The sequence below is a fragment of the Streptomyces sp. B21-083 genome (genome assembly GCF_036898825.1).
In the GTDB taxonomy this organism is placed as follows: Bacteria; Actinomycetota; Actinomycetes; order Streptomycetales; family Streptomycetaceae; genus Streptomyces.
The window spans coordinates 1753369-1772461 of sequence record NZ_JARUND010000002.1 but is presented as its reverse complement, the minus strand read 5'-3'; the positions used below and the strand labels follow the sequence as shown (position 1 = coordinate 1772461).

General features: G+C 70.3%; 19 protein-coding genes. 10 read left to right on the top strand and 9 right to left on the bottom strand.

What is annotated here, in order from left to right; genetic code table 11:
- Positions 1-132 precede the first annotated feature (132 nt).
- Positions 133-1416: a glycoside hydrolase family 10-like protein gene (locus tag QA861_RS32060; protein WP_334592138.1), complete on the top strand. Its 1284-nt coding sequence runs from the start codon at positions 133-135 to the stop codon at positions 1414-1416.
- 17 nt (positions 1417-1433) lie between these two features.
- Here the strand turns inward: QA861_RS32060 and QA861_RS32055 are convergent, their stop codons facing one another.
- Entirely contained in the window at positions 1434-1628 is a 195-nt protein-coding gene (locus QA861_RS32055) for a DUF1918 domain-containing protein (protein ID WP_334592137.1), read from the bottom strand.
- Positions 1629-1642: 14 nt separating this feature from the next.
- Positions 1643-2590: a DMT family transporter gene (locus QA861_RS32050; RefSeq protein WP_334592136.1), complete on the bottom strand. Its 948-nt coding sequence runs from the start codon at positions 2588-2590 to the stop codon at positions 1643-1645.
- On the opposite strand from QA861_RS32050, the gene QA861_RS32045 reads away from it, so the two are divergent.
- The 3 genes from QA861_RS32045 (at position 2589) to QA861_RS32035 (ending at position 5246) form a co-directional block, all read left to right on the top strand.
- The gene (locus QA861_RS32045) at positions 2589-4022 is read left to right on the top strand and encodes an aminotransferase-like domain-containing protein (RefSeq protein ID WP_334592135.1); all 1434 of its coding nucleotides are present in this window, start codon (positions 2589-2591) and stop codon (positions 4020-4022) included. The genes QA861_RS32050 and QA861_RS32045 overlap by 2 nt on opposite strands.
- A 60-nt stretch (positions 4023-4082) precedes the next feature.
- Positions 4083-4523, top strand: a complete 441-nt coding sequence (locus tag QA861_RS32040; protein ID WP_334592134.1) for a GNAT family N-acetyltransferase — start codon at positions 4083-4085, stop codon at positions 4521-4523.
- A 129-nt stretch (positions 4524-4652) separates the two neighbouring features.
- A complete protein-coding gene (locus QA861_RS32035) occupies positions 4653-5246 on the top strand; it encodes a histidine phosphatase family protein (protein WP_334592133.1) in 594 nt (197 codons plus the stop codon).
- Here QA861_RS32035 and QA861_RS32030 read toward each other — a convergent pair.
- Positions 5243-5704 (bottom strand): DUF6314 family protein, encoded by a 462-nt coding sequence (locus QA861_RS32030; RefSeq protein ID WP_334592132.1) that lies wholly within the window; start codon positions 5702-5704, stop codon positions 5243-5245. The genes QA861_RS32035 and QA861_RS32030 overlap by 4 nt on opposite strands.
- A gap of 134 nt (positions 5705-5838) precedes the next feature.
- Between QA861_RS32030 and QA861_RS32025 the strand changes: the two genes are divergently transcribed.
- Positions 5839-8313 (top strand): alpha-L-arabinofuranosidase family protein, encoded by a 2475-nt coding sequence (locus QA861_RS32025; RefSeq protein WP_334592131.1) that lies wholly within the window; start codon positions 5839-5841, stop codon positions 8311-8313.
- Positions 8314-8415: 102 nt separating this feature from the next.
- Here QA861_RS32025 and QA861_RS32020 read toward each other — a convergent pair whose 3' ends face one another.
- Complete coding sequence (locus tag QA861_RS32020) at positions 8416-9156, bottom strand: VOC family protein (protein ID WP_334594917.1); 741 nt, start codon at positions 9154-9156, stop codon at positions 8416-8418.
- A 139-nt stretch (positions 9157-9295) separates the two neighbouring features.
- Between QA861_RS32020 and argC the strand changes: the two genes are divergently transcribed.
- From argC to QA861_RS31995, 5 genes are read left to right on the top strand one after another with little or no spacing between them, the layout of a single operon-like run.
- The gene (argC, locus tag QA861_RS32015; protein ID WP_334592130.1) at positions 9296-10324 is read left to right on the top strand and encodes an N-acetyl-gamma-glutamyl-phosphate reductase; all 1029 of its coding nucleotides are present in this window, start codon (positions 9296-9298) and stop codon (positions 10322-10324) included.
- Positions 10321-11472, top strand: a complete 1152-nt coding sequence (gene argJ, locus QA861_RS32010; protein WP_334592129.1) for a bifunctional glutamate N-acetyltransferase/amino-acid acetyltransferase ArgJ — start codon at positions 10321-10323, stop codon at positions 11470-11472. The genes argC and argJ overlap by 4 nt, the downstream gene beginning before the upstream one ends.
- Positions 11469-12380: an acetylglutamate kinase gene (gene argB / locus QA861_RS32005; RefSeq protein WP_334592128.1), complete on the top strand. Its 912-nt coding sequence runs from the start codon at positions 11469-11471 to the stop codon at positions 12378-12380. The genes argJ and argB overlap by 4 nt, the downstream gene beginning before the upstream one ends.
- Positions 12377-13600, top strand: a complete 1224-nt coding sequence (locus QA861_RS32000; protein ID WP_334592127.1) for an acetylornithine transaminase — start codon at positions 12377-12379, stop codon at positions 13598-13600. The genes argB and QA861_RS32000 overlap by 4 nt, the downstream gene beginning before the upstream one ends.
- A 21-nt stretch (positions 13601-13621) precedes the next feature.
- The gene (locus QA861_RS31995) at positions 13622-14158 is read left to right on the top strand and encodes an arginine repressor (RefSeq protein WP_006383302.1); all 537 of its coding nucleotides are present in this window, start codon (positions 13622-13624) and stop codon (positions 14156-14158) included.
- 79 nt (positions 14159-14237) lie between these two features.
- On the opposite strand, the gene QA861_RS31990 is transcribed toward QA861_RS31995, so the two are convergent.
- From QA861_RS31990 to QA861_RS31970, 5 genes are all read right to left on the bottom strand, one after another.
- Entirely contained in the window at positions 14238-14975 is a 738-nt protein-coding gene (locus tag QA861_RS31990; protein WP_334592126.1) for an FAD:protein FMN transferase, read from the bottom strand.
- Between the two features lie 43 nt (positions 14976-15018).
- Positions 15019-16176 (bottom strand): FMN-binding protein, encoded by a 1158-nt coding sequence (locus QA861_RS31985; protein WP_334592125.1) that lies wholly within the window; start codon positions 16174-16176, stop codon positions 15019-15021.
- 19 nt (positions 16177-16195) lie between these two features.
- Positions 16196-17578 carry a ferredoxin reductase family protein gene (locus QA861_RS31980; RefSeq protein ID WP_334592124.1) on the bottom strand — a complete coding sequence of 461 codons (1383 nt, stop codon included), beginning with the start codon at positions 17576-17578 and terminating at the stop codon, positions 16196-16198.
- 152 nt (positions 17579-17730) lie between these two features.
- Positions 17731-18435, bottom strand: coding sequence for a L,D-transpeptidase family protein (locus QA861_RS31975; protein WP_334592123.1), 705 nt, complete (start codon positions 18433-18435; stop codon positions 17731-17733).
- 3 nt (positions 18436-18438) lie between these two features.
- Positions 18439-19026, bottom strand: a complete 588-nt coding sequence (locus QA861_RS31970; RefSeq protein ID WP_334592122.1) for a pyridoxamine 5'-phosphate oxidase family protein — start codon at positions 19024-19026, stop codon at positions 18439-18441.
- Between the last annotated feature and the right edge of the window lie 67 nt (positions 19027-19093).

Here is a 19093-nt window from a genome sequence, read left to right as displayed (position 1 = left end):
GCCTGCGCCAAACCTGCACGTTACCTTCGGCGGCCATTGCCCGATTGTCCGGGCCTCCCATGGGAGTGTGGCCCCGGACGGGTGCGGACGGTCTGTGACTTGTCCGACACAGCGCATATCGGAGGTACGGGAATGAGTGGGAAGGCGCGGCACGCGCGCATGTCACGGCGGGCGTTCGCGGTGACCGCCCTGTCGACGCTCGTCGCGGGCGGGGCGGTGGCGGGCGCCGCGCTGGCCGGCGCGGAACCGAGCCGGCCGCACGGGTCGAACGGCAAGGGCAGGCGGGCGACCCGCGAACTGCGGGGCATGTGGCTGGCGACGGTCACCAACCGGGACTGGCCGTCCAAGCAGGGGCTGAGTGCGACCCAGCAGCGCGCCGAGCTGATCACCCACCTCGACACGGCGGTCAGCCGCCGGCTCAACGCGGTGTTCCTCCAGGTCCGCCCGACCGCCGACGCCCTGTGGCCCTCACCGTACGAGCCCTGGTCGCAGGTCCTCACCGGAACCCAGGGCAAGGACCCGGGCTGGGACCCGCTGGGCACGGCGGTCGAGGAGGCGCACGCCCGCGGTCTCGAACTGCACGCCTGGTTCAACCCGTACCGCGTCGCCAACAACACCGACCCCTCCAAGCTCATCGCGTCCCACCCGGCGCGCAGGCATCCGGACTGGGTGGTGCCGTACGGCGGCAAGCTGTACTACAACCCCGGCCTGCCCGAGGTCCGTAGTTTCGTCCAGGACGCGATGCTCGACGCGGTGCGCAAGTACGACATCGACGGCGTCCACTGGGACGACTACTTCTACCCGTACCCGGTCGCCGGCCAGACCTTCGACGACGACGCCGAGTACGCGACGTACGGCGGGGCCTTCCCGGACCGGGCCTCCTGGCGGCGCGACAACATCGACAAGCTGGTCCAGGAGACGGCCGCCCGCATCGAGGCCGTGCGCCCCGACGCCGACTTCGGGATCAGCCCCTTCGGCGTGTGGCGCAACGCGGCGACCGACCCGCTCGGCTCGGACACCCGGGCGGGGGTGCAGACGTACGACGACCTGTACGCGGACACCAGGAAATGGGTGCGGGAGAACTGGATCGACTACATCTGCCCGCAGATCTACTGGAACATCGGCTTCGCCGCCGCCGACTACGCCGAGCTGCTGCCCTGGTGGGCGGACGTGGCGAAAGGTACGGGCACGAAGCTGTACGTCGGTGAGGCGCTGTACAAGGCGGGGGACCCGGCGCAGCCCGCGGCCTGGCAGGACCCGGCCGAGCTGTCCCGGCATCTGACCCTCGCCCAGAACTATCCCGAGGCGCGGGGGCACGTCTTCTTCGCCGCGAAGGAAGTGGGCGACGACAGGATCGGGGCCATGGCCAGGGTGGTCGCCGACCACTACCAGCAGCCGGCGATGCCACCACGCTGACGCTCAGCGGTACTTCGCTAACGGTCCGAGTCCTTGTGTCGGACCTGGCAGTCGGGGCCGGGGGACATCACTGCCTCGTGCCCGTCCGGGAAACGGACGCGGTACGGGGGAGTGCCCTCCTGGCCCATGACCTCGACGACTTCCGTGACCTGGTCGTGCTGGCCGACCACCCTGCCGTGCTGGACAAGCTGGTCGCCCACGATTGCGCGCATCTGCGGGCCTCCTCTCAGCCGCGGGCCCGCTGGGTGACGGCGATGCAGACGAGCACGGCCGCCGCTGTCAGCGGAGCGGCCGGAGTCAGCTGCTCGCCCAGCAGCAGGACCGACCACACCAGTGTGAGCAGGGGCTGCGCGAGCTGCAACTGGCTGGCCTTCGGAATACCGATCGCCGCCATGCCCCGGTACCAGACGACCAGGCCGAGGAACTGCGACCCCGCAGCCACCCACAGCAGCCCGAGCACGCTGTGGGCGGTGAGATGCACGGGCTCCTGCGACAACGCCAGCGCGGCGGCGGGCGCGGTGAGCGGAAGGCACAGCACCAAAGCCCAGCCGATGACCTGCCAGCCCGGCATGACCCGGGCCAGCCTGCCGCCCTCGGTGTAGCCGGCCGCGCAGATCAGCAGGGCGCCGAAGAGATAGGCGTCGGCGCTGGTCAGGGCGCCGCCGCTCTGCTGGACGGTGAACGCGAGCACGGCCGCCGCGCCCGCCAGGGCCGCCGCCCAGAAGGTGCGAGAGGGTCGGGTGCCCATGCGCAACGCCGAGCAGAGGGCCGTCGTCAGAGGCAGCAGGCCCACCACGACGGCGGCGTGCGCGGTGGTCGACGTCCGGAGGGCGAGCGTGGTGAGAAGCGGAAAGCCGATGACGACTCCGGCGGCGACGACCGCGAGCCCCGCCCAGTGACGGTGGGCGGGCAGCCGCACGCGCAGCGCCAGCAGACAGCCGCCCGCGATGACCGCCGCCAGAACGGACCGCACGGCGACCAGTGACCACGGGCCGAAGCCCTCCAGGCCCCAGGCCGTGGCCGGAAAGGTGAGCGAGAAGGCGGTGACGCCGAGAGCGGCCTGAAGGGTCCCGGCACGACGGGCCGGGGAGTTCTCAGGGGGAGCTGTCTGGGCCTCCGCGTGCCTGCTGACCGCTATCGGAGTCGGTGCGGTAGCGCTATCGTGTGCACTCATGCAAGAGCGTAGCAGTGTCGGTGAACTGGCGAATCGGCTGCGACAGGAGCTGAACCGCTACTCTCCTGGTGGAAAGCTGCCGTCGAGTCGCGTACTGGTGGAACGCTTCCGGGTGAGCCCGGTGACCGTCTCCCGGGCACTCGCGCAACTGGCCGCCGAGGGTCTGGTCGTGACCCGCCCGGGGGCCGGCGCGTACCGTGCGGAGGCCCGCCCCGCATCCGCTCCGGCCGGCGACACCTCCTGGCAGGAGGTCGCCCTGAGCGCGGACGGCGCCGCCGACCTCGTACCGCGCACGGTGAACGCCGCCGGCGTCGTCGTCTCGCTGGCCGCGCCGCCGCCCGGCGTGATCGAGTTCAACGGCGGCTATCTGCACCCCTCCCTCCAGCCCGAGCGGGCGATGGCGGCGGCGCTGTCGCGAGCCGGACGCCGTCCCGGGGCGTGGGGCCGGCCGCCCCTGGAGGGGCTGCCGGAACTGCGGGAGTGGTTCGCGCGGGGCATCGGCGGTGCCGTCACGGCGGCCGAGGTGCTGATCACGGCCGGCGGTCAGGCCGCCCTGACGACAGCCCTGCGCGCCCTCGCCCCGCCCGGCGCCCCGGTGCTGGTCGAGTCGCCCACCTACCCCGGCATGCTGGCGATCGCCCGCGCGGCCGGCCTGCGCCCGGTCCCGGTCCCCGTGGACGCGGACGGGGTACGCCCGCCCTTGCTGGCCGACGCGTTCCGGGCGACCGGCGCCCGGGTGTTCGTCTGCCAGCCCCTGTTCCAGAACCCGACCGGTGCCGTGCTCGCGCCCCAGCGGCGCGCGGAGGTGCTGAGGATCGCCCGCGAGGCCGGTGCCTTCGTGATCGAGGACGACTTCGTACGGCGGCTGGTGCACGAGGACGCGGCGCCGCTGCCGCGTCCCCTCGCGGCGGAGGACCCCGACGGTGTGGTCGTCCACGTCGGCTCGCTCACCAAGGCGACCTCACCGAGCTTTCGGGTGAGCGCGCTCGCGGCCCGGGGTCCGGTTCTGGAACGGCTGCGCGCCATCCAGATCGTCGACACCTTCTTCGTGCCGAGGCCGTTGCAGGAAGCGGCCCTGGAGCTCGTCGGCTCACCGGCCTGGCCCCGCCATCTCCGCGCGGTGTCGACGGAGTTGAAGACCCGCCGGGACGCCATGACATCCGCGCTGCTGGCCGACCTCCCTCAACTCTCCCTGCCGCACATCCCGTCGGGCGGCTACCACCTCTGGCTGCGCCTCCCCGACGGTGCCGACGACTCCTCCCTTGTCGCCGCCGCACTGCGCGCGGGCGTCGCGATCACCCCCGGCCGTCCCTACTTCAGCGCCGAACCCCCGGCCGCACACGTGCGGTTGAGCTTCGCGGCGGTGGCGGGAGTGGGGGAGATCGGGGAGGGCGTACGGAGGCTGCGTACCGCCTGTGACGAGGTGTTCTGAGCTGGGCGGGCCGCGGAAAACCGTTCGACAGCGCAGGCCCCGGCCTGTGAACCTCCCGGCATGAGCGACGACGTACCGGCCCTCCCCGAGGGCTACGAGATCTCCGTCGACCCCGCCCGGGTCGATGTCGAGCGTGTTCACCGCTGGCTGTCCACCGACGCCTACTGGGCGCTGGACCGGCCCCGGGAGAAGTTCGAGGACGTGATCGCGCACTCGCTCAACTTCGGGGTGTACGCCGAGACCTCGGGGGAGCAGGTGGCGTACGCGCGAGTGGTGACCGACCAGGGGCTCTTCGCGTGGCTGTGCGATGTGTATGTGGACCCCTCGGCGCGGGGTACGGGCATCGGTACGGCGATGGTGCGCGAGGTGCGGGATCACCTCGGGGCGCTCGGGGTGCGCCGCGTCCTGCTCGCCACGCACGACGCGCACGGCGTCTACGAGAAGATCGGATTCCGGCCGCTCGACAAGCCCGATCAGTGGATGGCGCTCCACTTCGCGTGAAGCCTCCGTGGAGTCGGTGTAAAGCCTCTGTGACGATCGGGCGGGATCGGCGGGGAACGGATGTCTACCCCCGGTAACTCCTGAGTAACGCCCCTTGACCTGCGTACTCTCCCGGCCCACCATCGCCGCATGCAACTTCGGGTCACGTTCGTCGCCGCCGCGCGCAGTTCTCCGCTGCTCGCCGAACGCTTCGACGACGACCGGCCGCTGGACCAGGCCGGCTGGGACGAGGTGCAGCGCGCCGCCCAGGATCTGGTGCCGCTGGCGGCGGCCGAGCTGCGCTACTGCTCACCGACGCCCCGCAGCCGGGCCACTGGGGACGCGCTCGGTTACGGGCCGCTCGTTCAACTGGCCCTGCGCGACTGCGACATGGGCCGCTGGCGCGGACTCACCCTGGGTGAGGCGATGGCCCGGGAGCCCGAGTCCGTGGACACCTGGCTCGCCGATCCGCGCGCCACGCCCCACGGCGGTGAGTCGCTGCTGGACTTCGTCTCACGCGTCGGCGGCTGGCTCGACACCCGGCCCGTCGACGACGGAGGCAAGATCGTCGCCGTGGCCGAGCCCTCGGTCATCCGGGCGGCCCTCGTCTACGCCCTGAACGCGCCCCCCTCGACCTACTGGAACCTGGACGTCAGACCGTTGTCCACGACCGTCGTCACGGGCCGCAAGGGCCGCTGGAACCTGCGCTTCGAGGGCATGTTCCCGCAGTCGGCTCGCGGCTAGAAGGACTGCCGGTCGCGTGTGTAGTCGGTGGTGAGGACGAGGTCCTTGGCCGGGCCCGCCACGCGCCACACCGTCCGCCAGCGGTCCGTGTCGAGGGCCGTGAACTCGCCGCGGTAGAGGTCGGCCGCGCAGGGATGGTCGGTGACCCAGCGGCCCGAGGCCAGGTCCAGGTCGTGGAAGGGGCGGCCGTCCGCGAAACGCACGTCCACCGTGCCCGGCGCGGTGCCCGGGAAGAGGTGGAGCGTGCGCTCGGCGGGACGGGCGACGCCCTGCCACACGAAGGTGCCGGACTCGTGGTGCAGCAGGCCGCGCCCGCCTCCGTCGTCCAGCGGGCTGAACGTCGTGATGCCGGTGAAAGTCCCCTCGTCGGTGCCTGCGAGATCGCGCACCGATCGCTCCAGACGCCAGCTCCCCGCCAGATACAGCAGGGCGTCCGCTACTGGCCGGAACTCGTCCATGCCACCCTCCGCTCAAAACTTTCGAGTTGCCGCACGCCCCATTGACGCCCTCCAGTCACATACCTATCTTGCCGTTCGAAGTGCTGATCGATGTCCGGTATCCCGAACTGCACCGACAGAGCCGCGGAGTATCCATGTCACGCACACGCACCCGCTGGAGACTAGGTCTCACGGCCGCCGCCCTCCTGGTGGTCTCGGCGGTCGTTCCCGCCCCGGCCAACGCCGAGGACGTCACCGACTACGCCATCACCGTGGACCCGGCCGCCAAGGGCGCCAGGATCGACGACACGATGTACGGAGTCTTCTTCGAGGACATCAACCGCGCCGCCGACGGCGGCCTGTACGCCGAACTCGTGCAGAACCGGTCCTTCGAGTACTCCACCGCCGACAACCGCTCGTACACGCCGCTCACCTCCTGGGCCGTCAGCGGTACGGCGACAACCCTGGACGACGACGGGCGCCTGAACGCCCGTAACCGCACCTACCTCTCCCTGGGTGCCGGTTCGTCCGTCACCAACTCCGGCTACAACACCGGGATCAGGGTCGAGAGCGGCAAGAAGTACGACTTCTCCGTCTGGGCCCGCGCCGACCGGGCCACCGCGCTGACCGTGTCCCTCAGTGACACCGAAGGCGCTCTCGCCGAGGTGCGCCAGGTCGCGGTGAAGGGCGGCTGGGCCAAGTACCGGGCGCGGTTCACCGCGAGCCGGTCCAGTGTCGCCGGGCGGCTGACGGTCGCGACGGACAACTCCGTCGCCCTGGACATGATCTCGCTGCTGCCCCGAGACACCTACAAGGGCCACGGGCTGCGCCAGGACCTGGCCCAGAAGATCGCCGCGCTCGACCCCGGCTTCGTCCGCTTCCCGGGCGGCTGCCTGGTCAACACCGGGTCAATGCAGGACTACAGCGAGGCCTCGAACTGGCAGCGCCAGCGCTCGTACCAGTGGAAGGACACCGTCGGGCCGGTCGAGCAGCGTGCGACCAACTCCAACTTCTGGGGCTACAACCAGAGTTACGGCCTCGGCTACTACGAGTACTTCCAGTTCTCGGAGGACATCGGCGCGATGCCTCTGCCCGTCGTCCCGGCACTGGTCACCGGCTGCGGACAGAACAAGGCCGTCGTCGACGAGGCGCTGCTCAAGCGGCACGTCCAGGACACCCTCGACCTCATCGAGTTCGCCAACGGGCCGGTGACCAGCGAGTGGGGCCGCAAGCGGGCGCAGTTGGGTCACCCCAAGCCCTTCCACCTCACGCACATCGAGGTGGGCAACGAGGAGAACCTGCCGAACGAGTTCTTCGCCCGCTTCACGGAGTTCCGGACCGCCATCGAGGCCAAGTACCCGGACATCACCATCATCTCCAACTCCGGCCCGGACGACAGCGGTTCGACCTTCGACACCGCGTGGAAGCTCAACCGGGACGCCAATGTCGACATGGTCGACGAGCACTACTACAACAGCACCAACTGGTTCCTCCAGAACAACGACCGCTACGACTCGTACGACAGGAACGGCCCCAAGGTCTTCCTCGGTGAGTACGCCTCCGGCGGCAACACCTTCAAGAACGCTCTCTCCGAGGCCGCGTTCATGACGGGCCTGGAGCGCAACGCGGACGTCGTCAAGCTCGCCTCGTACGCCCCGCTGCTCTCCAACGAGGACTACGTGCAGTGGCGCCCCGACATGATCTGGTTCAACAACCACGCGTCCTGGGGCTCGCCCTCGTACGAGGTGCAGAAGCTGTTCATGAACAACGTCGGCGACCGCGTGGTGCCCACCAAGGCCACCGGCACGCCCTCGGTGAGCGGCCCGATCGCGGGCGCCGTCGGTCTGTCGACGTGGGCGACCACGGCGGCGTACGACGACGTCAAGGTCACCGGCGCGGACGGAACGGCGCTGCTGACCGACGACTTCTCGGGTGACGCATCCCGGTGGACCCATACCGGGGGCGGGAGTTGGACGCTCCAGGACGGTCAGTACGTCCAGACCGATGTCGCCGCCGAGAACACGATGGTCTCGGCAGGGGACCCCGCCTGGCACGACTACGACCTCCATGTGAAGGCCACCAAGAAGTCCGGCAAGGAGGGCTTCCTCGTCGCCTTCGGCGTCAAGGACACCGGGAACTACTACTGGTGGAACCTGGGCGGCTGGAACAACACCCAGTCCGCCGTCGAACAGGCCTCGGACGGCGGCAAGTCGACGCTCGTGGCCAAGGCCGGCTCGATCGAGACGGGACGTGCCTACGACATCGACGTCAAGGTGCGGGGCCGGCAGGTCACCCTCTACCTCGACGGCCAGGAGTGGGGCGGCTTCACCGACGACAAGCCCGCCGAGCCGTTCCGTCAGATCGTCACGAAGGACGCGAAGACCGGCGACCTGATCGTCAAGGTCGTCAACGCCCAGGCGGCGCAGGCCCGTACGACGATCGACCTCGGCAGGGTGAAGGTCGGGTCCAGGGCCGCGGTGACGACGCTGGCCGCCGCGCCGGACGCGGTGAACACCGAGACGGCGACGCCGGTCGCGCCGGTGAAGTCGACGTTCTCGGGCGTCGCGAGGAAGTTCACGTACACGTTCCCGGCGAACTCCGTCACCTTCCTGCGGATCAAGAAGGGGTGACGGTGGCCCACCGGCCGACTGACGGGAACGGCTGACCGCACGGCGGCCCAGGTGCCGGAGGGCGCCTGGGCCGCCTCGGGTCAGGAGTACGTAGGACCGCTGTCAGGACCGGGCGAGGACGCAGAACTCGTGGCCCTCCGGGTCGGTCAGGCATGTCCACGGGACGTCGCCCTGACCCACGTCGAGGTCGGTGGCGCCGAGGGACCGCAGCCGGGCCACCTCAGCCGCCTTGTCGTCACCGGGGTCCGGCACCAGGTCGATGTGGACGCGGTCCCGCACGGTCTTCATGCCGGGCTTGCGGAGGAACTCGAGATACGGGCCGACCCCCCTGGCGTCACGCAGCACCGCATGATCGTCGCTCACCTCGTGCAGGGTCCAGTCGATCGCCTCGTCCCAGAACCGGGCCATGGCCCGAGGATCCACGCAGTCGACCACGACCGCGGCGATCGGCCCGGTGTCCCGGTAGACGTCCCGGGGCTCCAGCACACAGAACTCGTTGCCGTCCGGGTCGGCGAGGACCGTCCACGGCACATCGCCCTGACCCACGTCGGCGGGCGTCGCGCCAAGAGCCTTCAGACGCGCGACCAGCTCCGCCTGATGCGCCGCGGAGGTGGTCGCGAGATCGATGTGCACCCGGTTCTTCGTAGCCGTCTTCGGCTCCGGGACGGCGATGACGTCCACGCATACGCCGACCGGGTCCCGCCAGTCGAAGTCGGCGGGTTTGACGGCGGTCGCGCCGGGTTCCGAGCTGGAGACACCCCAGCCGAGCGCATCCGCCCAGAACCGGCCGATGGCGGAGTCGTCGAGGGCCTTCATGTTCACCAGGACGGGTCGCAGTGTCATGCCGACGATCTTAGGGACCCGCACCGTGACGGCCTCGGCGACGATCTTCGTGCCGTATGCGCGGCTCCGCATACTGATCCACCTTATTGCATAAACGTGCAGCGAAACGTATAGTCATGCCATCTAGGAGGAGGGTTCCATGGCGGTACGTGTGGCGGTGGCCGGAGCGAGTGGGTACGCGGGCGGGGAACTGCTGCGTCTGCTCCTCGTCCACCCCGAGGTCGAGATCGGCGCCCTGACCGGCAACTCCAACGCCGGGCAGCGGCTCGGCGCGCTGCAGCCGCATCTGCTGCCGCTGGCCGACCGTGTGCTGCAGGAGACCACCCCCGACGTGCTCGCCGGGCACGATGTCGTGTTCCTCGCGCTGCCGCACGGGCAGTCCGCCGCCGTCGCCGAGCAGCTCGGCCCTGACGTTCTCGTCGTCGACATGGGCGCCGACTTCCGGCTCCAGGACGCGGCCGACTGGGAGAAGTTCTACGGCTCGGCGCACGCCGGGACCTGGCCGTACGGCCTCCCCGAACTGCCGGGTGCCCGCGCCCGGCTTACGGGGTCCAAGCGCGTCGCGGTGCCCGGTTGCTATCCGACCGCCGTGTCCCTCGCCCTCTTCCCGGCGTACGCCGCCGGGCTCGCCGAGGCGGAAGCGGTGATCGTCGCGGCCTCCGGTACCTCCGGCGCCGGCAAGGCGGCCAGGACGAACCTGCTGGGCAGTGAGGTCATGGGGTCCATGTCTCCGTACGGGGTCGGCGGCGGACACCGGCACACGCCCGAGATCGTCCAGAACCTCAGCGGCGCGGCCGGTGAGCCCGTCGCCGTCTCGTTCACGCCCACCCTCGCCCCCATGTCCCGCGGCATCCTCGCCACCTGCACCGCCGCCGCCCGGCCCGGCGTCACCGCCGAGTCCGTGCGCGCCGCCTACCAGAAGGCGTTCGCCGACGAACCGTTCGTGCACCTCCTCCCCGAGGGGCAGTGGCCCGCCACGGCGTCCGTCTACGGTTCCAACGCCGTTCAGGTACAGGTCGCGTACGACGAGTCCGTACGCCGCATCATCGCGATCAGCGCCATCGACAACCTGACCAAGGGCACCGCGGGCGGTGCCGTCCAGAGCATGAACCTCGCCCTCGGACTCGACGAGACCACCGGGCTTTCCACGATCGGAGTCGCACCGTGAGTGTCACGGCAGCACAGGGGTTCACGGCGGCGGGCATCGCCGCCGGGATCAAGGAGAACGGCAACCCGGACCTGGCCCTGGTGGTCAACAACGGGCCCCGCCTCGCCGCCGCCGGCGTCTTCACCTCCAACCGCGTCAAGGCCGCACCGGTGCTGTGGTCCGAGCAGGTGCTGAAGGGCGGGATCGTCTCCGCCGTCGTCCTCAACTCCGGTGGCGCCAACGCCTGTACGGGCCCCAAGGGCTTCCAGGACACCCACGCCACCGCCGAGAAGGTCGCGGACACCCTCGGTCTGAACGCCGGAGAGGTCGCGGTCGCCTCCACCGGACTCATCGGGCTGCTCCTGCCGATGGACAAGCTGCTCACGGGAGTTGAGACCGTCTCCGGTCAACTCTCCGAGCACGGCGGTGAGAAGGCCGCCATCGCCATCAAGACCACCGACTCCGTCCACAAGACGGCCGTCGTCAGCAAGGGCGGCTGGACCGTGGGCGGTATGGCCAAGGGCGCGGGCATGCTCGCCCCCGGCCTCGCCACCATGCTGGTCGTCCTCACGACGGACGCCGACGTGGACAGCGAGCACCTGGACCAGGCACTCCGCGCCGCCACCCGCACCACCTTCGACCGCGTCGACTCCGACGGCTGCATGTCCACCAACGACACCGTGCTGCTGCTCGCCTCCGGCGCCTCCGAAGTCGCCCCGGAACAGGCCGAGTTCGCCGAGGCCGTGCGGGCCGTCTGTGACGATCTCGGGCAGCAGCTCATCCGGGACGCCGAGGGCGCCAGCAAGGACATCAAGGTCGAGGTCGTGAACGCGGCCAGCGAGGACGACGCCGTCGAGGTGGGCCGCTCCATCGCCCGCAACAACCTCCTCAAGTGCGCCATCCACGGCGAGGACCCCAACTGGGGCCGCGTCCTGTCCGCCATCGGCACGACGCGGGCCGCCTTCGAGCCGGACCGGCTGAACGTCGCCATCAACGGCGTCTGGGTCTGCAAGAACGGCGGCGTCGGCGAGGACCGCGACAAGGTCGACATGCGCTACCGGGAGGTCCACATCGTCGCCGACCTCGCCGCAGGCACCGAGACCGCGACCATCTGGACCAACGACCTCACCGCGGACTACGTCCACGAGAACAGCGCGTACTCGTCATGAGTACTACCCGTAAGCACACCGCGCTGCCCAAGGCCCGGATCCTCATCGAAGCGCTCCCCTGGCTCACCCGCCACAACGGCAAGGTCGTCGTCATCAAGTTCGGCGGAAACGCCATGGTGAACGAGGAGTTGAAGAACGCCTTCGCCCAGGACGTCGTCTTCCTGCGCCAGGCCGGCCTCAAGCCCGTCGTCGTGCACGGCGGTGGCCCGCAGATCAGCGCCGCCCTCGACAAACACGGCATCGTCAGCGAGTTCAAGGCGGGCCTCAGGGTCACCACCGAGGACGCCATGGACGTCGTACGCATGGTGCTGGCCGGCCAGGTCCAGCGGGAGCTGGTCGGGCTGCTCAACCAACACGGGCCGCTCGCCGTCGGGTTGACCGGCGAGGACGCGCACACCATCACCGCCACCAAGCACCAGCCCGAGATCGACGGGGAGTTGGTCGACATCGGGCGGGTGGGCGAGATCACCGCGATCGACACGGGTGCGATCGAGGCTCTGCTCGCCGACGGCCGTATCCCGGTCGTCTCGTCGATCGCCCGTAGCCAGGACGACGGACATGTCTACAACGTCAATGCTGATACGGCGGCTGCGGCACTCGCTGCTGCTCTTGGCGCCGAAACCCTCATGGTCCTCACGGACGTCGAGGGCCTCTACGAGGACTGGCCCGACTCCGACGAGGTGATCAGCCGCCTCACCGCTTCCCAACTGGAGAAGCTGCTCCCGGAGTTGAGCTCCGGCATGGTGCCGAAGATGGAGGGCTGCCTGCACGCCGTACGCAACGGCGTCCAGACCGCCCGCGTCATCGACGGCCGGGTCCAGCACTCGATCCTGCTGGAGATCTTCACGGACGAGGGCATCGGCACGATGGTCGTGCCCGATGCGGAGGAAGAGGGGGACGACGCATGAACGCCGGCCATGAGCTGGACGCCAGTCAGGAACTGAGCGCCAATCAGGAACTGACCACGCGCTGGCAGGGCGCGCTCATGAACAACTACGGCACCCCCCGGCTGCCCCTCGTCCGCGGCGCCGGCAGCACGGTGTGGGACGCCGACGGCAAGGCGTACGTCGACTTCGTGGGCGGCATCGCCGTGAACGCGCTCGGCCACGCCCACCCGGCGATCGTCGAGGCGGTCTCCACCCAGATCGCCTCCCTCGGCCATGTCTCCAACCTCTTCGTCGCGGAACCGCCCGTCGCGCTCGCCGAACAGCTGCTCCAGCGCTTCGGCCGGGACGGCAAGGTGTTCTTCTGCAACTCGGGCGCCGAGGCGAACGAGGGCGCCTTCAAGATCGGCCGGCTGACCGGACGCACCCACATGGTGTCCACGGAGGGCGGCTTCCACGGGCGGACCATGGGCGCCCTCGCGCTCACCGGCCAGCCCGCAAAGCGCGAGCCCTTCGTGCCGCTGCCCGGCGACGTCACATACGTCCCGTACGGCGACGCGCAGGCCCTGGCCGCCGCCGTCACCGACGAGACCGCCCTCGTCATCATCGAGCCGGTCCAGGGCGAGAACGGCGTCGTGGTCCCGCCCGTCGGCTACCTGAAGGCCGCGCGCGCCATCACCGCCGCCACCGGTGCCCTGCTCGTCCTCGACGAGGTGCAGACCGGCGTCGGCCGTACCGGGCACTGGTTCGAGTACCAGGCCCACGACGGTGTCCTGCCCGACGTCGTCACCCTCGCGAAGGGCCTCGGCGGCGGACTGCCCCTCGGCGCGACCGTCGCCTTCGGCCGCGCCGCCGATCTGCTCCAGCCCGGCCAGCACGGTACGACGTTCGGCGGCAACCCGATCGCCTGCGCCGCCGGACTCGCCGTACTCGGCACCATCGAGAACGAGGGGTTGCTGGAGAACGTCAAGCGGCAGAGCGAGAAGCTGCGGGACGGAATCGAGGGTGCGGGCCACCCGTTGATCGATTATGTCCGGGGCGCGGGACTTCTCCTGGGTATCGTGCTCAACGAGCCCCTCGCGCCCCAGGTGCAGCAGGCGGCTCAGGACGCCGGGTTCCTGGTGAACGCGCCCGCTCCCGATGTCGTACGGCTGATGCCGCCGCTGAACATCGGTGACGCCGAGGTGGACGCGTTCCTCCAGGCACTTCCCGGAGTTCTCGACGCGGTTGACGGGAAGGACTAGCCGGGGAATGAGACGACGACGATGACGCAGGCGCAGGATCACGAGCACGCGGGGCCTGCCGTACCGCAGACCCGCACCGCACGCCACCGCCGGATCGTGGACATCCTCAACCGGCAACCGGTGCGGTCGCAGAGTCAGTTGGCGAAACTGCTGGCCGATGACGGGCTGACCGTCACGCAGGCGACGCTGTCCAGGGACCTGGACGAACTGAACGCGGTGAAGATCCGCAACAACGACGGCGATCTCATCTACGCGGTGCCGAGCGAGGGCGGTTTCCGTACGCCGCGCGCTCCGCTGGGGGAGTCGGCGAAGGAGGAGCGGATGCGGCGGCTGTCCGCGGAGTTGCTGATCTCCGCGGAGGCTTCGGCGAATCTCGTGGTCCTGCGGACCCCTCCGGGGGCCGCGCAGTTCTTGGCGTCGGCGATCGATCAGGCCGAGCTGCACGACATCTTGGGGACGATCGCGGGGGATGACACGTTGATGCTGATCAGTCGGGATCCTGTGGGGGGACAGGCGTTGGCTGATCATCTGTTGGGGTTGGCTCAGAAGAACCACTGAGGGGTTCTGAGGGCTGAGTTTCGGGTGCGGGTCCGCTGTGGCTTGTCGCGCAGTTCCCCGCGCCCCTGAAAGACCTCCCTCAGCCCAGCCTTCTCGCCAGGCCCCCTGTGCACCTGACCTCGTCGCCCGCCGTGATCAGTAGCGCCTCCACGTCCGGCAGGGACTCCAGCCAGCGCAACGCCTGCCTCGACCCCATCGCGAAGGCCGCTGTCGCCCAGGCGTCCGCCCAGGTCAGTTTGGGGGCTACGACCGTCACCGCGACCAAATCCGTCACCGCGGACCTGCCGGTGCGGGGGTCGACGATGTGGGTGCCACGTTCCGCTGTCCCGGAGGTGGCCACCGCCAGTTCGTCGGTGCCGGCCGCCGAGACCACCGCCGCCAGGCCGCCGGGGCGGAGCGGGTCGGACACGCCTACCCGCCAAGGGCGCCCAGGGGCCGGCGCGCCGCACAGCTGGACGTCTCCACCGCCGTTGACGCTGACCCCGCTCACGCCCGCCGCGGTCAGCGTTCTGGCAGCGCGCTCCGCCGCCCAGCCCTTGACCAGGCCGGTCGGGTCGATCTGCCCCTGGTAGGTGTGGCTGAACCACCCCTCGCTGACCCGCTCCGCCTCGGCGCACAGGTCGAGCACCTCGGCGACCTCCGGGTCGCAGTCGGCGACGGAGATCTCACCGCGGGCCAGCCGGGAGATCTGGCTGTTCTCGCGGTAGGTGCTGAACACCTCGTTGACCTTGTGCAGTCCGGCGATCGCCGCTGCCAGCGCCGATCCGACCGCACGGGGGTCCCCGCCGCGGACGTCAAAGGAAAAGACGGTCCCCATGACCTCCTCCGCATGACGCACCGCGACGGGAGCTTCGGCGGGATCAACCACCGGCCTGGTCCAGGGCCGACTGGAGGGACTGCTTGTAGCCGGCGCTGGTGTAACTGGCGCCGGAAACCGCGTCGATGTCTCCATCGCCCGCCGTCACCGCCTCCTGGTTGAGCTTGGGAATCGCGTCGCCGGAGACCTGGTCGCTCCGGCCGCCCTTGGGCGCCTGCACCGCCGACGCCGAGGTGATCCGGCCGTTGGTCAGGGTCACCCGGACCTGCACCGGGCCGTACTCCGTCTGGACCACGCCTCCGGTGTACGTGCCGCCCCCGTCGGAGGTCGCCCCGCCTTTCGCCACACCGGTTCCCTTGGCACCCGAGCCCGCGGGCGAGCTCGCGGCCGGGGCGGGTGAACTCGCGCCGGTGGCCGTTCCCTTGTCCGACTCCGCGGCCGGAACCTTGTCCAGGGCCGACTGGAGCGACTTCTTGTAGCCCGCGCTCGTGTAACTGGCGCCCGAGATCGCGTCGATGTCCGCGGTGCCGGCGGCGACGGCTTCCTTGTTGAGTTCGGGGATCGCGTTGCCGGTGATCTGGTCGCTCTGGCCGCCCCTGGGCTGCTGGAGCGCCTCCGCCTTGGTGATCTTGCCGCCGCTCACCGTGACGCGGACCTGGACCGGGCCGTACTGCGTGTCGACCGCGTCACCGGTGACCGTGGCGGCCTCGGCCGCACCGCCGCCCCCGGTGGCACCGGTACTCGCACCCGCACTGGCCTTGTCCAGGGCCGACTGGAGCGACTTCCCGTAGCCCGCGCTGGTGTAGCTGGCGCCGGAGACCGCGTCGACACTGCCGGCGGTACCGGCGGCGACGGCTTCCTTGTTGAGTTTGGGGATCGCGTTGCCGGTGATCTGGTCGCTCTGGCCGCCCCTGGGCTGCTGGAGCGCCTCCGCCTTGATGATCTTGCCGCCGCTCACCGTGACGCGGACCTGGACCGGGCCGTACTGGGTCTGGATCGTGTCGCCGGTGAAGGCGCCGTCCTTGACGGCAGCGCCGCCCTGGGCCGACTCCTGCGCCGCCGACGTCTGCTGCGGCAGCGCGCCGGCCGCCTGCGCGGACCCGGGGTCCGACGACGGCTTCAGCGTCAGCAGCAGCACGATTCCGGAGACTGTGGCGGCGCTCGCCAGCATGACGCGCCGAAAGGGGTGACTCTTCTTCATCGCTCCTGGCTCCCGTCGCTCACATCTCGAACGACTCGTGGTGGATACGGCGCGCCGGAACACCCGCGCCGCGCAATGCCTCGTACACACCCTGCGCGAAGCCGGGCGGCCCGCACAGGAAGACGTCGTGGTCGTCGATGTCCGGCAGCTTCCGGCGCAGCGACTCCGGCGAGATGTCCGGGCGCTCTCCGTCGGGGCTGTTCACCGCGTACATGAGACGGGCGCCGCGCTCGTTGGCGATGGTCGCCAGCTCGTCCCACAGGGCCAGGTCCTGGGTGCTGTTGGCCCGGTAGAGAAGGGTCAGGTCGCCCGCCGCGCCGGGCAGTGTCTCGAACAGGGCGCGCATCGGGGTGATGCCGACTCCGCCGGCCACCAGCAGCACCTTGCCCTGGCTGCGCTTGGAGGCGGTCAGGGCGCCGTACGGGCCCTCGGCCCACACCCGGGTGCCGGGCTCCAGCTCGCGCAGGGCCGAGCTGTGGTCACCGATCGCCTTCACGGTGATCCGCAGCATGTTGGGCCGGGGGGCCGCCGACAGGGAGTACGGGTGCGAGCTGAACCGCATACCGGGGGCCAGGAAGCGCCAGCGGAAGAACTGGCCCGCCTCCGCGCCCATCCGGTGCAGCTTCCGGCCGCTCATCAGCACGGACACGATGCCCGGGGTCTCCTCGATGACCGCCTCGACCCGCAGCCGGTGGCGCATGTTCAGCCGGATCGGCGTGACGATGCGGTACCAGAGGACCAGCGCGGTCACCGTGCCGTACAGCGCGTACCAGGCGGTCTTCGCGGCTGGCTCGACGACGAACTCGTTGCCCGTGGAGAGCTGGTGCCAGAACGTCAGGAACGTGGCCGCGTAGGTCAGCAGGTGCACGTGGTACCAGAGGTCGTACGGGATCATCCGCCGGACCGGGCCGATGGAGCTGAGCCCGATGACCACCAGCAGACCCGTGCCGATGGCGGCCTTGCCCATGTCGGGCAGCTGGTTCACCGAGTCGACCGTCTGCTGGACGATGTCGCCGAACGTCTTCCCGGCCTGGAGGGCGTATCCGTACATGATGAGGACGACGTGCGCCACGACCAGGCTGAGCGTGTACCGGCCGCTCATCGAGTGCCAGCGCGCCACCCGGTCCGACCCGACCCGGCGCTCCAGCGCGGGCACCCGGGCCATCTGGAGCACCACCAGCGCCATCAGGTAACCGGCGAGCAGACCGGTGATCCGGCCCGCCGCGATCACCTGGGCGGTGGTGTCGGCCAGGGAGGCCGTGTTGTTCCACCACAGCCAGATCACTCCGGCCGCGCCCGCCGCCACGACGAGCAGCAGCGGGACGGCGGGCGAGCGGCGAGGTCGGATGCGGCGCATCGTCTGGCGCCGCGCGGCACGTCCGCCTGCGATCGTGGTGGTCACGGTTCCTCCGTGGGACGGGGTCGAGAGGCTTGGCCCCTTGGCCCTCAGATACGTGCCGCGACCGCTGAGTGTTCAGTGGCCCGCGGAGTCCACAGGTAAGTGGCGTGACGGCCGGTAACACCCGGCCGGGAGGCGCGGCCCGGTGCCGCCTTTCAGTAGCGGACGATGGCCGTCGGCCCGCTCGCCGTGCCGATCGCGATGTGCGGCCGACGGCCCGGATCGGCCCACCCCAGTACCGCCCGCATCGCCTCCGCCGACACCGACACACAACCGGCCGTCGCCGCACGCCCGTTGACGTGCAGGAAGATCCCCGCGCCGCGCTCCCGTACCGGTTTGGCGTAGTTGAAGCCGATGACGTACGCGTGCGCGTACTGCTGCGTGTACGAGATCAGGTGCTCGGACTCGGCGGCCCGGCAGTCTGCGGGGCGGGGCTCGGTCCAGCGGTTGTAGGAGCGCGAGGTGTTGTCCTGGCACCACCAGGAGTTCTGCCGCACGGTCCGGTACGTGACCCGGGTGCCGGCCGGCGCCTTCTTGATGCCGAAGGCGTACGGGAGGTCGTACAGCCCGGCGGGAGTGGTGCTCGTGCCCTGTCTGCGGGAGCCGCCCTCGACGAGCCCGTTCGCGCCGAAGCGGGCGGGCGCGGAGCCGGCCTTCGTCCACGTCCCGTCGCGCAGGTCCCACCAGGTGAGTGTGCCCGAGGTCGCCCCGGCGCTCGGCGCCGACGCGGTGATGAGCTGGGAGCCGCCGCCGGTGTCGGCCAGCAGGGCGGGCAGCGGCGGCGCGGCCGTGGGAGGGGCACCGGGGGCAAGCACGAGAAGGGACGCGGACGCGAGGACGACGGCGGCTCCGGTGCGCATGGCTCAGACGGTACTGGGAGGCAGCGGCAACGGCAGCCCCGGTAGTCCGTCCAGGCTTGTCGCGATGTGGTCCTTCTTCTCGAAGTAGGCGCTGAGCGAGGCGTCGTCCTCGCGCGCGAAGCGCTTGCCGTGCAGGTCGCGGTCGCTGTCGTACGACATGAAGGGCACCGCGTAGCCGCAGCTGTCCCGGACGAGTTCGGCGCGTACGACGATGACCGCGCGCAGACCGTGCGCGGTGGCGTCGATGTCCGGGAAGCGGGCGAGGAGTTCGGGGAAGCGCGGGTCGTCACGGAAGACGGGCTCTCCGCGGCCGTGCACCCGGACGATGTTCGGCGGGCCCTCGAAGGCGCACCACATGAGGGTGATCCGGCCGTTCTCGCGCAGATGGGCGACGGTCTCGGCGGTGCTGCCCGCGAAGTCGAGATAGGCGACGGTCAACTCGTCGAGTATCACGAAGGAGCCCTTGAGGCCCTTGGGGGAGAGGTTGACCGTGCCGTCGCCGGACAGCGGGGCGGTCGCGGTGAAGAAGAGGGGCTGCGCCTCGATGAATGTTCGCAGGCGGCCGTCGATGCGCTCGTAGGTTTTTCCCATGACCGGTCATTGTCCGGGAAAGTCATTCGCCTGTCTAACGAGTTTTGGTGACGCTGTGGACGAGGGG

Excerpts from the sequence above, each read along its gene's own strand:
- QA861_RS32060 (WP_334592138.1), top strand. The coding sequence starts at position 133 with ATGAGTGGGAAGGCGCGGCACGCGCGCATGTCACGGCGGGCGTTCGCG.
- QA861_RS32055 (WP_334592137.1), bottom strand. The coding sequence starts at position 1,628 with ATGCGCGCAATCGTGGGCGACCAGCTTGTCCAGCACGGCAGGGTGGTC.
- QA861_RS32045 (WP_334592135.1), top strand. The coding sequence starts at position 2,589 with ATGCAAGAGCGTAGCAGTGTCGGTGAACTGGCGAATCGGCTGCGACAG.
- QA861_RS32050 (WP_334592136.1), bottom strand. The coding sequence starts at position 2,590 with ATGAGTGCACACGATAGCGCTACCGCACCGACTCCGATAGCGGTCAGC.
- QA861_RS32040 (WP_334592134.1), top strand. The coding sequence starts at position 4,083 with ATGAGCGACGACGTACCGGCCCTCCCCGAGGGCTACGAGATCTCCGTC.
- QA861_RS32035 (WP_334592133.1), top strand. The coding sequence starts at position 4,653 with ATGCAACTTCGGGTCACGTTCGTCGCCGCCGCGCGCAGTTCTCCGCTG.
- QA861_RS32030 (WP_334592132.1), bottom strand. The coding sequence starts at position 5,704 with ATGGACGAGTTCCGGCCAGTAGCGGACGCCCTGCTGTATCTGGCGGGG.
- QA861_RS32025 (WP_334592131.1), top strand. The coding sequence starts at position 5,839 with ATGTCACGCACACGCACCCGCTGGAGACTAGGTCTCACGGCCGCCGCC.
- QA861_RS32020 (WP_334594917.1), bottom strand. The coding sequence starts at position 9,156 with ATGACACTGCGACCCGTCCTGGTGAACATGAAGGCCCTCGACGACTCC.
- argC (WP_334592130.1), top strand. The coding sequence starts at position 9,296 with ATGGCGGTACGTGTGGCGGTGGCCGGAGCGAGTGGGTACGCGGGCGGG.
- argB (WP_334592128.1), top strand. The coding sequence starts at position 11,469 with ATGAGTACTACCCGTAAGCACACCGCGCTGCCCAAGGCCCGGATCCTC.
- QA861_RS32000 (WP_334592127.1), top strand. The coding sequence starts at position 12,377 with ATGAACGCCGGCCATGAGCTGGACGCCAGTCAGGAACTGAGCGCCAAT.
- QA861_RS31995 (WP_006383302.1), top strand. The coding sequence starts at position 13,622 with ATGACGCAGGCGCAGGATCACGAGCACGCGGGGCCTGCCGTACCGCAG.
- QA861_RS31990 (WP_334592126.1), bottom strand. The coding sequence starts at position 14,975 with ATGGGGACCGTCTTTTCCTTTGACGTCCGCGGCGGGGACCCCCGTGCG.
- QA861_RS31985 (WP_334592125.1), bottom strand. The coding sequence starts at position 16,176 with ATGAAGAAGAGTCACCCCTTTCGGCGCGTCATGCTGGCGAGCGCCGCC.
- QA861_RS31975 (WP_334592123.1), bottom strand. The coding sequence starts at position 18,435 with ATGCGCACCGGAGCCGCCGTCGTCCTCGCGTCCGCGTCCCTTCTCGTG.
- QA861_RS31970 (WP_334592122.1), bottom strand. The coding sequence starts at position 19,026 with ATGGGAAAAACCTACGAGCGCATCGACGGCCGCCTGCGAACATTCATC.